This window comes from Bacillus sp. AR2-1, assembly GCF_008368755.1.
Classification (GTDB): domain Bacteria; phylum Bacillota; class Bacilli; order Bacillales; family Bacillaceae_G; genus Bacillus_A; species Bacillus_A wiedmannii.
Window position 1 is genome coordinate 1 of record NZ_QORY01000034.1, and the last position, 12,984, is coordinate 12,984.

12 protein-coding genes are annotated in these 12,984 nt (G+C 32.4%); 5 read left to right on the top strand and 7 right to left on the bottom strand.

Translation table 11 applies throughout. The features are described 5' to 3' along the window. On the bottom strand, window positions 1–415 hold a 415-nt coding region (locus DT250_RS28580), incomplete at its 3' end, for an IS6 family transposase (protein ID WP_149214136.1). 482 nt (window positions 416–897) lie between these two features. Between DT250_RS28580 and DT250_RS28585 the strand changes: the two genes are divergently transcribed. From DT250_RS28585 to DT250_RS28600, 4 genes are all read left to right on the top strand, one after another. Beyond that, window positions 898–1,542: an N-acetylmuramoyl-L-alanine amidase family protein gene (locus tag DT250_RS28585; protein WP_149214137.1), complete on the top strand. Its 645-nt coding sequence runs from the start codon at window positions 898–900 to the stop codon at window positions 1,540–1,542. Between the two features lie 129 nt (window positions 1,543–1,671). Then, a complete protein-coding gene (locus tag DT250_RS28590; RefSeq protein WP_149214138.1) occupies window positions 1,672–2,469 on the top strand; it encodes a peptidoglycan-N-acetylglucosamine deacetylase in 798 nt (265 codons plus the stop codon). 40 nt (window positions 2,470–2,509) lie between these two features. Continuing rightward, window positions 2,510–3,145 carry a YkyA family protein gene (locus tag DT250_RS28595; protein WP_149214146.1) on the top strand — a complete coding sequence of 212 codons (636 nt, stop codon included), beginning with the start codon at window positions 2,510–2,512 and terminating at the stop codon, window positions 3,143–3,145. Between the two features lie 686 nt (window positions 3,146–3,831). Beyond that, the gene (locus tag DT250_RS28600) at window positions 3,832–5,691 is read left to right on the top strand and encodes a sensor histidine kinase (RefSeq protein WP_149214139.1); all 1,860 of its coding nucleotides are present in this window, start codon (window positions 3,832–3,834) and stop codon (window positions 5,689–5,691) included. Window positions 5,692–5,833: 142 nt separating this feature from the next. Here the strand turns inward: DT250_RS28600 and DT250_RS28605 are convergent, their stop codons facing one another. The 6 genes from DT250_RS28605 to DT250_RS28630 all read right to left on the bottom strand — a co-directional run bounded on the left by DT250_RS28605 (window position 5,834) and on the right by DT250_RS28630 (window position 12,418). After that, window positions 5,834–6,931 (bottom strand): ABC transporter ATP-binding protein, encoded by a 1,098-nt coding sequence (locus DT250_RS28605; RefSeq protein WP_149214140.1) that lies wholly within the window; start codon window positions 6,929–6,931, stop codon window positions 5,834–5,836. Between the two features lie 318 nt (window positions 6,932–7,249). Continuing rightward, window positions 7,250–7,822: a hypothetical protein gene (locus DT250_RS28610; RefSeq protein ID WP_149214141.1), complete on the bottom strand. Its 573-nt coding sequence runs from the start codon at window positions 7,820–7,822 to the stop codon at window positions 7,250–7,252. 80 nt (window positions 7,823–7,902) lie between these two features. Beyond that, window positions 7,903–9,222 (bottom strand): ABC transporter substrate-binding protein, encoded by a 1,320-nt coding sequence (locus DT250_RS28615; RefSeq protein WP_149214142.1) that lies wholly within the window; start codon window positions 9,220–9,222, stop codon window positions 7,903–7,905. 23 nt (window positions 9,223–9,245) lie between these two features. Continuing rightward, window positions 9,246–10,520, bottom strand: a complete 1,275-nt coding sequence (locus tag DT250_RS28620; protein WP_149214143.1) for an efflux RND transporter periplasmic adaptor subunit — start codon at window positions 10,518–10,520, stop codon at window positions 9,246–9,248. A gap of 52 nt (window positions 10,521–10,572) precedes the next feature. Continuing rightward, entirely contained in the window at window positions 10,573–11,436 is an 864-nt protein-coding gene (locus DT250_RS28625; protein ID WP_149214144.1) for a carbohydrate ABC transporter permease, read from the bottom strand. Window positions 11,437–11,449: 13 nt separating this feature from the next. Then, on the bottom strand, window positions 11,450–12,418 hold the full coding sequence (locus DT250_RS28630; RefSeq protein ID WP_179952872.1) for a carbohydrate ABC transporter permease: 969 nt from the start codon (window positions 12,416–12,418) through the stop codon (window positions 11,450–11,452). Window positions 12,419–12,601: 183 nt separating this feature from the next. Here DT250_RS28630 and DT250_RS28635 point away from each other — a divergent pair. Further along, window positions 12,602–12,984, top strand: a 383-nt coding sequence (locus DT250_RS28635) for an IS6 family transposase (protein WP_149214145.1), incomplete at its 3' end; no start/stop codon positions are given.

A 12,984-nucleotide genomic window follows, 5' to 3' on the forward strand; every position in this document is an offset into this window, starting at 1 on the left:
AAAGTAGAGCAGGAGCCTTGTCTGTTGTGAGAACCGTTGGTTCTCCAAAAGCTTTCGCTAACCTTTTCATAAACATATAGGCGGCTTGATGATCTCTTGTTTTACGAAGTTGGATATCCAATGTATACCCTTTTCGATCAATCGCACGATAAAGATAAAGCCACTCCCCTTTGACTTTGATATAGGTCTCATCTAAATGCCATGATAATTGAGCAGTTTTGTTTTTTTTCCAGATTTGATAAATAAGATTGCCATATTCATGCACCCAACGCATGATTGTTGTTGGATGAACTGATATTCCACGCTCTTTCAAGATTTCAGATACATCACGATAGCTTAAAGAAAAACGACAGTAATAGCCAACGGCTACCAAAATAATATCTTTTTTGAATTGTTTCCCTTTAAAATATCCCATGTATCATGCTCCTCGAATCATTTTTCTCACATTTTAGTTTCGTTTAGAAAACTTTGTAACAGAACCACAATGGCTACATAACATTTAGCAGCAACCATCTCAATTGTTTTGTATGTGAAGAAACTTTGCACCAAAACCCATTTTTCTGTTGGGATCCCTATAAAAAATCACATATAAAAACCATCCTTTCTACAAACATATACTTTCAGTTGATGAATGTATACGCTCCCCCCTTTACAGATAACAATCTTTAAAAAAAGTGCATGTTATCTGCATTTAATCTTTACATAAAACTTTTATTCTAAAAGTATATCCAAAAGGTATGACAGCATTTATAGACAGTTAAGCAATGAGAATTTTATCAATTTACCGTATGCATTTATATTTTGTAGATGGTTTATAACACTCACAATATTATGTTTACTTTCACCAATTCTAAACATATTAGCTAAAAACAAGTTGCTCAAGAAAGGATTTTTTTTGTGAAAAAAATTTTAATTATTTATCCTATACTGATATGTATAGGTTTTATATCAGTTTATTTTTTATTAGGTTCAACAGTAAAAGGAAGCATTAATAAAGAGCAAATTTTAGAAAAAGTTATAGTCATTGATCCAGGACATGGAGGAAATGATCCTGGATCTATTGGACCAAATGGAACTAGAGAAAAAGATATAACTCTCAAAACGGCTAAAAACATTCAAAAAAAACTTGAGGAAAAAGGAATAACTGTAATTTTAACGCGTGAAGATGATACGCTTGTATCATTGAAAAATCGCGTAGATATTGCTCAAAATAAATCAGCAGATCTCTTTCTTAGTATTCATTATGATGGTTTCACAACTAATGATGTAAAAGGAGTAACAACCTACTATTACAAGGGATTAAAGGAACAAGCATTAGCGAAAACAATACATGAACATTTATTCAAACAGATACAGGCAAAAAACAGAGGTGTAAAATCTGGTGATTACTATGTATTACGTGAAAATCAAAAACCATCCATTTTACTTGAGCTAGGTTATATTACAAATCCAGAAGATGAGCAACGAATGAATTCACAACAATTCCAAGCAGATGTAGCCTCTGGAATTGTTAATGGTGTTATAGAATACTTTAAAAAATAGTAGTCTAGTTAAATTAGACTATTAAACCAAAAATAAAATTCAGTATATAATTACAAATTCCAATTTTACTGAATAAATTTATTCAGTAAAAAATATATAATTAAAGGTAACTAGAAAGGACATACAAGAATGTTTACAAAAGGATTAAAAATAACGGTGATTATATCAATAGTCGCTTGTATCACACTAGGGATATTTATGTTTCAATTCTTTACATCACCTGCAAAAGGGGTAATGAACCAAGAAAATGCTGTTCAACTGGCAAGTGAGCAAATAAAAGTAGAAATAAGAAAAACAGCGCCAGATAAATATAATGGTCAGGTTCGTAAAGTAGCATATTTAACATTTGATGATGGACCAAGTCAATTTCAAAAAGAAATCTTAGATATTTTAAAGAATAATAATATAAAAGGAACTTTCTTTATGATTGGCGGAAATATTCCAGCTCATAAAGAAAGTGTAAAACGCTTAGTAAATGAAGGGCATTATCCAGGTGTTCACAGTATGACACACAGTTTTAAAAAGCTGTATACCCAAGGCGAATTTGTGGAAGAAATGCAACAAGCGCAAAATATCATGAAAGAAGTAACTGGAATTCATCCAAATCTTGTTCGTTGTCCATATGGAAGTATGCCCGGGCTTACACAGGCATTACGAGATAAAATGGTAAATGTCGGCATGAAAGAGTGGGATTGGACAATAGATTCTTTAGATTGGAAATTCCCAGGAAATCCAGATGCTGTTGTTCAAAAAACGATTTCTCAGGTTAGTGAAAATCGCGAAGTAATTTTAATGCATGAAAAATCACAGACAGTGCAGGCATTACAAAGAATTATTGATGACCTTCGTAATAAAGGTTATGAATTTGAAGTGTATGATGAAGCCTCTCATTTCCCATTAAATTTTTGGAAAGATGATCGTATCTAAGTAGGAGGAATTGCAGTTGATATATAGAAAACTAGCACTTATGACAGCCCTATCTGTAACCTTGTTGTCAGGCTGTTTAGGACAAAAACCAGAAGCAAATTTGTATGTAGCATTTGAAAGTGCTGCAAAACAAGAAAAGACAATGTTTGAAGCTACAAAAAAATTAGCGGAATTAGAAAAGAACGGACAAGAGTTATATACGAAAATTACAATTGAAGGAAAAGAAAATAATCAAGTAGTGAAAGAAAAGTTAGATCAAGCTATAACAAATATACATGACCGTGAAAAAATATTAGAGAAAGAAAAAACCGCCTTAGACAATGCACAAAAAGAAGTGAAGTCTGTTGATAACTATATAAAGAAATTAGCAGATAAGAGGTTACAAGAACAGGCAGAAGAAGTTCAAGATATGTATAGAAATCGCGCTGATTCTTTCAAAAAATTGTATGATAGCTATAAAAAATCATTACAATTAGAAGAAGAACTGTACAAAATGCTACAAGCAAAAGATGAAAAACTAAAATCAATTAATGAGAAAGTAAAAATGGTCAATCAGTCTTATGAACAAATTCTTTCAAATAAGGATAGGTTTAATAAATACACGAATGAGTATAACCAGAAGAAATTATCCTTTTATAAGCAAGCAAATATTAAAATTAAAGAAGTTCAAAAATAAACCGATTGTTAAAAGCAAAGTATATTTCTTTAAGAATTTTTTATAATTTAAACACAAAAGCCAAATCGCTCTTGTTTATCAAGAACGATTTGGCTTTTGTGCTCGCTAGTCATTTTAACTAAATTCAAGTTATGAAGTATTAGAAGCGATAGATGAAAAAGAAGCATTGTCCTTATGTGAAGAAAACGAAGTTCATTTAGTTATTTTTACTATCATGTTACCAGAAACAGACAGTTGATCTGTTTACCAATGAATCTGTAAGATTCAAATATTCCTATCATTATATTGACAGCTCGCTTTGACGAAGCTAATACGTTACTCGGTATTAGTTAGGGATGCAACAAAACCTTATATTACCTCTATTCTTACTAGCAAGTACGAAACAACTATTCCATAGTCGGATTGTTTAAAAAAATTATTCAATTATATATTATCTTGTATAGGTATTCATGTACACCTCCTATTATCTATAGCCATAATAGAAGGAAAAGACATTAACTTTACTCATACGGAATTTGAAGTATTACATACCTAATACTAAATCAAAGTATATGCATTATGAGAATACAAATAATTACAAAAATGGGTCTATGAATTTATTTGTCGATGAATGTATAATACTTTGCGGGTAAATCTAAGATTGTTATAGCCATCGTTCGAGCCAGTTGTAAATTGGAGGATAAAGTATGAAAACAGGTATTGTATTAAAATTATTTATGTTAACCACAGTGTTGTGTATGTCGATCTTAGCAACCATTTTTGTTGGACAAACCATATTCTTCAAGCAATTTTATGCCAATAAAAAAGTGAATGATACCAAAACAAACATGAAATCTTTTGAAACAAATTATTTAAATAGCGGCGGAAATTCACAAGCCATTCAAAAGTTAGAACAAGATTTCTATCGAGAACATAATACATGGATTACAACATTAGATAGTAATGGGAATTTAAAGAATGTAAATGATTTTTATATAGAAGTAAAATTAGATCAGTCTAAAAATAAAGAAACTCAATTCGCAAATGCTACAATTACCATACCACTGTATAATTTTAAGGTTGCGAACGATCATTCTAGGAATATTTCAAATGAAACATTCCCTTTAGGAGAAACAGTTACTTTGGCGGGTATAAAAAAAAATGCTACGTTCATTCCTTATTCTGTATTCTTTAAAACAGCAACTCCAAATTTGGTAAATACGACATTAGATAAAAAAATAAATGAACTTGGAGAAAAACTTAAAAGTAAATATAGTTCTAAAGAGTACTTTGAAAAACATAAATTTGAACATAAAAAAGAACTTGATGAACAAGTACCTCAAAAATATCTAGAAGGGAAAATTACAAAAGTTCAACTTACGGGTGGGAATGAACAATCGAATTTTGTTTATTCAAACAACTTATTCATGGAAAGAATACAAGAGTTTCAGGCAGACTTATTACTAAATGAACAAAATATTAACTATAATTCATTACAAGAAATCAATTATGAGCAGAATGATATAAAATATAAGCTCATAATAAAGCCGATAAAGGATAAGAGCGGTACAATAACATATATTTTTTCAATGACTTCATTGCAGCCAGTTGATGAGGCTGTACAAATGATAAAAGAGTATTATGTCTATATTATTATGTTTGTGTTGCTTCTTATTTTTCTAGCTTCTTTTTACTATTCAAAAAAGATTGCACGGCCCTTATTACAAATAAACAAGACAACCAAGAAAATTGCAAACTTAGATTTCACGGAAAGGGTTCCAGTCGTGACAAAAGATGAAATTGGTGATTTATCTCAAAATATTAATGTACTTTCAAATACATTACATTCACATATTGAGAAATTACACCGAGACATAGAGAAAGAAAAGCAATTAGAACATACAAGAAAAGAATTTATTTCAGGAGTATCACATGAGTTAAAGACACCTCTAAGTATTATGAAAAGTTGTATTTCTATTTTAAAAGATGGTGTTGCAAGTCATAAGAAAGAGTATTACTTTAAGGCAATGGAAAAAGAAGTAGATAAAATGGATATGTTGATTGTGGATATGCTTGAGTTAGCAAAATTTGAATCTGGTACGTATAAAATGCAGGTCGACGTTTTTTATATTGACAAAGCCATTCAGCATATATGTGAACAATTATCTATGGAGATAACAAAAAAGCAATTACATGTTCACACACATCTTTCTGCAATTGAAGTCATTGCAAATCATCGTCGTATGGAACAAGTAATCACCAACTTTCTCACGAATGCTATTCGTTATACGCCAGAAAAAGAGGATATTATTATTTCTACAATAGATGAGCCAAGTCGCATAAAAGTTTGTATCGAAAATAAAGGTGCCCATATCGAAGAAGATCAATTAGATAAAATTTGGGATCGTTTTTACCGAGTTGATACAGCTCGTCAACGTTTACAAGGTGGAACGGGGCTTGGGCTTGCCATTTCAAAAAACATTTTAGAACTTCATGGGGCGGAGTATGGTGTATATAATACAGTTGATGGCGTGTTGTTTTATTTCTATTTACAGAAAAAAGTGTAGAAATGAGGTTCTACACTTTTTTAAATTTATTTTGATAATTTCTTTACCTTCTCCTAAATATAAAGAGAATTGGTTTATTTATGTCTAAATAAACAAAATTTCCGAAATGATATAGTGGATTCTGGTACGAAAAAATACTATTTTATTTAATACGTAGTTGTGTTTCAGCATCAAAGAAATGTACTTTATTCATATTAAATACAAGTTTCATGGCTTCGCCTGTTTGATAATCATTACGTGTATCTAATCGTGCAATAAAGGATTGATTGTGTATCGTACCATAAATCATCGATTCGGCTCCAAGTAATTCTGCCACTTCAATTTTTATATTTATAATATTATCAGGCAATGTTTTTAACATACTTGGACTATCATTTATATGTTCTGGGCGAATACCAAGAATTATATTTTTATTTTCATAACCTTTTTCACATAGTGCTTCTAATCCTCTTTCTGGAATACTTAGTTTGATATGGCCTAAAATAAATTTTCCATTTTCCACTTTCCCTGTAAAGAAATTCATGGCTGGTGAACCAATAAAACTACCAACAAATACGTTTTCAGGATAATCATATACTTCTTTTGGCGTACCAACTTGTTGTATCCGTCCGTCTTTCATAACCACAAGGCGCGTTGCCATTGTCATTGCCTCTGTTTGGTCATGCGTAACATAAATCGTGGTTGTTTGTAAGCGATGATGCAGTTTTGAAATTTCAGAGCGCATGGTAACACGTAGCTTTGCATCGAGATTTGATAGTGGTTCATCCATTAAAAATACTCTTGCATCACGTACAATCGCACGTCCTAAAGCAACACGTTGTCTCTGACCGCCAGATAACGCGTTTGGTTTCCGTTTTAAAAGTTCTTCTAATCCAAGAATTTTTGCTGCGTTGTGAACACGACGCTCAATTTCATCTTTTGGTAACTTACGAATTTTCAAACCAAATGCCATATTATCATACACGGTCATATGTGGATAGAGAGCATAATTTTGGAAAACCATTGCGATGTCACGATCCTTTGGTGATAAATCATTCACATATTTTTCGTCAATGTATAAATCTCCTTGTGAAATGTCCTCTAATCCAGCAATCATACGTAAAGTAGTTGACTTACCACATCCAGAAGGACCAACAAACACTATAAATTCTTTATCTTGAATATGAAGGTTAAAGTCATTCACGGCCATTATATTATTATCATATATTTTATAAATATTTTTTAATACTACCTCTGTCATGTTTTTACCTCCTCTAATACAAAAACTATATATATTTTTATCATTTTTGTTTTCTCTGAATTTTTAAAGCTATAACCTCCAAATTTTTGTATACATGTTGAACCTCAAACGTACAATATTACTTGAGAAACTCTATCGGTTAGATTTTTAAGAGCCAGTATATATTTCAAGCTATGAGACAGATATAGGAAATCGAAAAGGTTCCTTAGGCTCAAGAAGTAGAATAAGAGAAACTGCCGTTCAATTTTGTACAGTTTCTCTTATTTGTCATGAGTTTCTATGAAACAATATCCTTGTTGTCACCATATATGCCATAGTTTATTGAGTTTTAGGATTTCCATACTTCATCTCTAACATTTTGTGAAAATTTTCAATTTTCATTTCATCAATTTCCTTTAAATAAGTGTTGAACTCTTCAAGAGTATAATCCTTACTTCCAATAGACAGTTCTTTAAATAAAACCTTTTTACTATCTGGATTCACATAAAACTTCCATTGTTCTAATATAGTTCCTTCAAACGTCACATCATAGTATCCTTCCTCATTTTTATTTGTTGAATTTGGCTTTATAACTTTCACTGTTAATGACTTTGAGTATTTTTCTTCTAATTGAAAGAAAGTTTTTAGTTTAGGGACCGAGTTAAACAATCCTTCAACAATTTCTTGATCTTCTTTTGAAAGTGTATCTTCTATAGAGAGTTTGGTTTCCTCAACAGATGATTCCTTGTTCTCTGCACTCTTATCTTGATCTTCTTTTGAAAGTTCAACAGATGATTCTTTTTTCTCTGCACTCGTATTTTGAGCAACGGATTTCTCCGGATTCTCATCACCTTTGTTACTACATGCAACCATACCAGTTAGTAGTATAGCGCTACATAACATCTTAATCATTTTATTCCTCTTCAATTTTCATCACCCTTTGCTAATTTTTTTTACTTTTAATTGCTACTACGTGTCGTGATATATACAGATTATTCGTTTATATATGTCGTCACTCGGTTTTGAATCAGTTTTGCTACATCCTTAGCTGATTTTTGACCACTAAAGTAAGACTTGGACTCCTCAGCAATAATGGATTCAATTTTAGTATTCTGTGGGCTCTGGACGCTTATTTCAGCAACCATTTTCTCTAATTCTTGTATATCACTCTCGGTAACGTTAATAGAACCAGCTGGACCCTCAAGTTTTCCTTTTTCCTTCAGTGTTTTAATTTTTTGTTCATATACAGATTTATTAATTGGAAATGCATTCCCTTTACTTTGGACCTCATCAGACATTAAAAACTTAAGAAAATTCCATGCTTCTTTTTTGACCTGAGATTTCGCATTTAAGCCTACTGTTTTGTTCGGTGTAAAAGCAACTCCTTTTTTTTGTCCAGCTATATGTGGTTTTTGATATATTTTTGTCCCTTTTAAACCGAATATAGTTCCTGTATAAAAATAGTCTTCTATTGACATAATCATTGGTAGACTGACAAAATATGATTCTCCTAAGTTCACAGAATCTGCAGTGGCTATTTTCTCGTCATACATCTTCTTTACGTCTTCCAACATTTGTACAAATAAATCTGACTGGAACTTTGCTTTTCCACTTACTGTATCTACTAACTGAGCGTAATGATCTTGCACTAGAAATTGTAGCATTTGTTCCGGAGGAGTATTTCCAATAACATGTTTATGTGTTCCTTTGCCTGCTAATTCTGTTCCAATGCTTGTGAACTCACTCCAAGTCCACTCTTTGTCATTCACTTCTACTCCAGACTGTTGTATTGCAGTATCGTCTCCAAGTAGTCCACTTAACCAAAAATATAATGGCATACCGTAAAGTTTTCCGTTTGTATCCGAATTTTCTAAAACTTTATTGAAATATTGATTTTTATTAAAAGATTTATCCTGTTCCATCATTTCACTTAAATCTGTAAGCAAGCCCTTTTTCCCATATTTGTCCGCAGGTAAACCGTCTAGTACGATTACATCGGATCCTTTACCCGCTAAAAATTCTGTATTCACTTTACTAATTATTTTCTCTGCGGAGGTCTCGTCTGTCGTTGATTCACTTTTATCTGATCCATCTTCCGGAAAAGCCCCTTTTATCTGGATGTCAATGTTAGGATTCTTTTGCTCATATAGTTTCTCTGCCTGTTTTAGAGACTCAGTCTCACCTAAAGTCGACACTTCGATTATCGTTTTTCCATCTTTTGTTTTTCTTTCTCCTTTGCTATCACTATTTCCGCATGCTGTTACGAAACTGATTGATAGACTTGCTACTAGCATCATACATACCTTTTTCATTTAAAAATTTCCCCTTATGTTTGTTATTTTACCTTTACCCGTTCTCCTTTTTTCAAAGGTTCACTGCTTCTTAAAACAATTTGATCTTTCTCATATACTCCTTCTAACACTAATGTTTCCTGCCCATTAGATTCACCAACAGTAATAGGAGATTCTTTTATATAAAAGGCATTACCTAAAGGTCCCTTTTTTTCTTCTATTGTATAGACAAAAGGTCCCTTAGGTCCCTCCTCAATCACCCTGTTTGGTATAAGAACACCTTTAGTAAATTGTTTAGTCAATTTAGCTTCGACCTGCTCACCTTTTTTAAGTTCTTCTCCTTGTACCTTTACAAGAATACGTTTCTGTGGTTGTGGATTTGCTGATGTTTGTTTCCCTTGCTGTTCGCCTTGTTCCTGTGGTCTCCCATTTTCATTACTTTCTATATTTCGAATCTCTCCAATCTCACCTTCTAAGGATTTAGCATTTCTTTTCATTTCTATCTTTTCTCCAATCTTCAAGTGTATGGCTAAATCAGAAGGTACTTGTAATTCAACCTTAAAGCCTTTACTCTCATTAAAGAGAATCACATCTCCTTCCTCTTTTACAGAAGGTTGATCTTTCTTTGCATTTATTTTTGTAACAACTCCATCGAAGGGAGCAATCAGTTTCTTATTCGTTTCTAATTCTTCTTTTAAATTTTTAATTTTTCTTTCTTGAATACTAATCTCAATTTTTTTGCTCTCCACAGCTGTTTTGAGACTTTGTATACTTCTCTCTCCTATATCCTCATTTGATTTTGTATCTTGTTGATTTTTTGGTTGATCATTTGATTCGGTTTCTTGTTGATTTTTTGGTTGATCATTTGATTTAGTTTTTTGTTGATTTTTTTTGGCTTCATTATAAGCAACTTGAGCGTCATTTAGTTCTAACTTTTTATCATTTAGGTCTAATTTTTTAATTTGAAGATTTGCTTCTTCATCAAGAATCTCTTGTTCCTTATTTTTAGTATCGTATGTCACTAATAATTGATTTTTTTGTACCTTGTTCCCTTCCTTTACATGCACCTCCTTCACTTTCGCCTCTACGTTGTTATTACTTAACTTTTCTTCTTCCTGTGGCAATAACTCGCCATTACCTGTAAATGTTTGTGTAAGCTGGTCATTTCTTGGCTTATCTGTAGTAACCTTTGGCAAATCCCAATCCGCTAGTGTATTGCTAAAAATTGTCAGAATAATTAAAAGTCCTATAAATAAACTGGAAATAATTTTAATATTTCGTTTTTTTCTTGTAACGACTGGTTCAGTTCTATATTCCATTTTGTTCCCCCTTAAAATCTTTCCGAAGGAAAGTTTACACTATAAGTCTTCATTATTCCTTTACACCTGATAACTGAATTCCCTTAATAAAATAGGACTGAGCATATAAAAACAACAGGATCATTGGTGTCATATACAGGATAGAAGCAGAAAATCCAACACCGCGTGCACCTTCATTTATTTGTGATAAATAAATTGATAAGGGATGTTTGGACGCATCATCCAGAAAAATAAGTGGCTGTTCAACCATATTCCAATAATCCGCAAATAATAAGACAATAAGAGCGGCAATCCCAGGACGAATAAGAGGAAGAATAATCTTAAAAAAGATTGTAATATGGCCAGCGCCATCCACTTTAGCTGCTTCTATATACGCATCTGGAATATGCAATATGAACTGCCGGAGCATAAACACACCGAATGTTCCGAAAATACCCGGGAAAATAATAGATTCTATACTGTTCAAGATTCCAAGTTTATCCGCCATAATATAATTCGGTACCAGTGTAACTTGGAACGGCATAAGCATTGTCAAAAGATATAACATAAACAGCTTGTCTCTGCCTCTAAATTGAATCTTAGCAAAGGCATAGGCTGCCAGCGATGCAACAATTACTTGACCTACTATTATTGGCACAACCATGAATACTGAGTTCCAAAACATTTTTAAAAATGTCGGATTTTTCACTAATAATGTTCCATATTGTTCAAACGATACTAAATCTGGTATCAATTTCAAATTAATGAACGGTGTATCTTTTTGCATCTCTCCAATAGAATCATAATTGTATCCAATCTCATGCTCAGTCATGAATGAATTCGTCAGGGTAAATACAATTGGAAATAGCATCATGACTGCTAATATATTCAAAAACAGCGTTAACATCCATTTACGAAATACATTTTCTTTTTTCATCTACTTTCCCCACCTAATTCATAAACTTTCGAAAACGACGTTCTATTGCAAACAATACGAATACAATGATAGAAATAGCTCCCACCATCAACGTGGCAGCCGCTGTCAACTTTTGAATATCAAGCGACACGAACATATTATTCATATAATGTTGCATCATGTACAAACTGTCATGAGGATAACTTCCCGCAATCAGATATGCTTCCCGAAAGACTTTAAACGAATTGATAATCGACATTAATATGACAAAAAACATTGTTGGTGTTAAATAAATGAGTGTAATATTTACAAATGTATGCATACGACCTGCACCTTCAATTTTTGCAGTTTCGTAATACTCTTTCGGGATATTCTGTAACGCTGCCAAGAATAAAATAATGTTGTATCCGACATTTTTCCATAGATACACGATTGACAAGACAACAATTGCCCAATTCGATTTCATCCAATCCATTCGTTCAAACCCCATATTGTGCATCCATAAGTTAAACGTACCGTTCCAATCAAATAAAATTTGCCAGAGCATGACAATGGAAGCAACAGGAACTACAAGTGGTAATACAAACGCGCTTCTTAACAAATTTTGCATATATATATTTTGATTCAAACAAAGTGCCAGTAATAAAGAGATAATGATTACAAGTGGTACACTTACTGCAGTAAACCAAAACGTATTCGTTGCTGCTTTGAGAAAAGAAGAACTGCCCAGCAGTTCTTTATAATTGGCTAAACCGACAAAAGAACCATCAGCTGTGCCATCCATTAACGAATAGATCATTCCCATTACAAATGGAATCAGATAAAAAATTGAAAAACCAATTGCACTTGGTAGAAGAAAAAAAAATGCTATACTTGTATCCTTTTGCATAAAATCCCGGAATTTTATTGGGAATCTTTTTTTATCTTGAAGTTTATTCAATAATCGATGGTTGCGATCCAAAAAGATATTCCGAATATATAATCGACTTTTGTTTATTTTCATTCGTAGATCCCTCTTTTTTTGAGTCTATTTTCATAAATACATCTTACAAGTATGTAGTTTAATGGTCATAGATGCAGATGAAATGCAGATAAAATAAAGAAATAAGGGATTCTAGTTGGTTCTGTTGCAAAGTTTTCTAAACGAAACTAAAATGTGAGAAAAATGATTCGAGGAGCATGATAAATGGGATATTTTAAAGGGAAACAATTCAAAAAAGATATTATTTTGGTAGCCGTTGGCTACTACTGTCGTTTTTCTTTAAGCTATCGTGATGTATCTGAAATCTTGAAAGAGCGTGGAATATCAGTTCATCCAACAACAATCATGCGTTGGGTGCATGAATATGGCAATCTTATTTATCAAATCTGGGAAAAGAAAAACAAAACTGCTCAATTATCATGGCATTTAGATGCGACCTATATCAAAGTCAAAGGGGAGTGGCTTTATCTTTATCGTGCGATTGATCGAAAAGGGTATACATTGGATATCCAACTTCGTAAAACAAGAGATCATCAAGCCGCCTATATGTTTATGAAAAAGTTAGCGAAAGCTTTTGGAGAACCAAC

Coding starts and splice junctions, on each gene's coding strand:
- DT250_RS28590 (WP_149214138.1), top strand. CDS start 1,672: ATGTTTACAAAAGGATTAAAAATAACGGTGATTATATCAATAGTCGCT.
- DT250_RS28595 (WP_149214146.1), top strand. CDS start 2,510: ATGACAGCCCTATCTGTAACCTTGTTGTCAGGCTGTTTAGGACAAAAA.
- DT250_RS28600 (WP_149214139.1), top strand. CDS start 3,832: ATGAAAACAGGTATTGTATTAAAATTATTTATGTTAACCACAGTGTTG.
- DT250_RS28605 (WP_149214140.1), bottom strand. CDS start 6,931: ATGACAGAGGTAGTATTAAAAAATATTTATAAAATATATGATAATAAT.
- DT250_RS28610 (WP_149214141.1), bottom strand. CDS start 7,822: ATGATTAAGATGTTATGTAGCGCTATACTACTAACTGGTATGGTTGCA.
- DT250_RS28615 (WP_149214142.1), bottom strand. CDS start 9,222: ATGAAAAAGGTATGTATGATGCTAGTAGCAAGTCTATCAATCAGTTTC.
- DT250_RS28620 (WP_149214143.1), bottom strand. CDS start 10,520: ATGGAATATAGAACTGAACCAGTCGTTACAAGAAAAAAACGAAATATT.
- DT250_RS28625 (WP_149214144.1), bottom strand. CDS start 11,436: ATGAAAAAAGAAAATGTATTTCGTAAATGGATGTTAACGCTGTTTTTG.
- DT250_RS28630 (WP_179952872.1), bottom strand. CDS start 12,418: ATGAAAATAAACAAAAGTCGATTATATATTCGGAATATCTTTTTGGAT.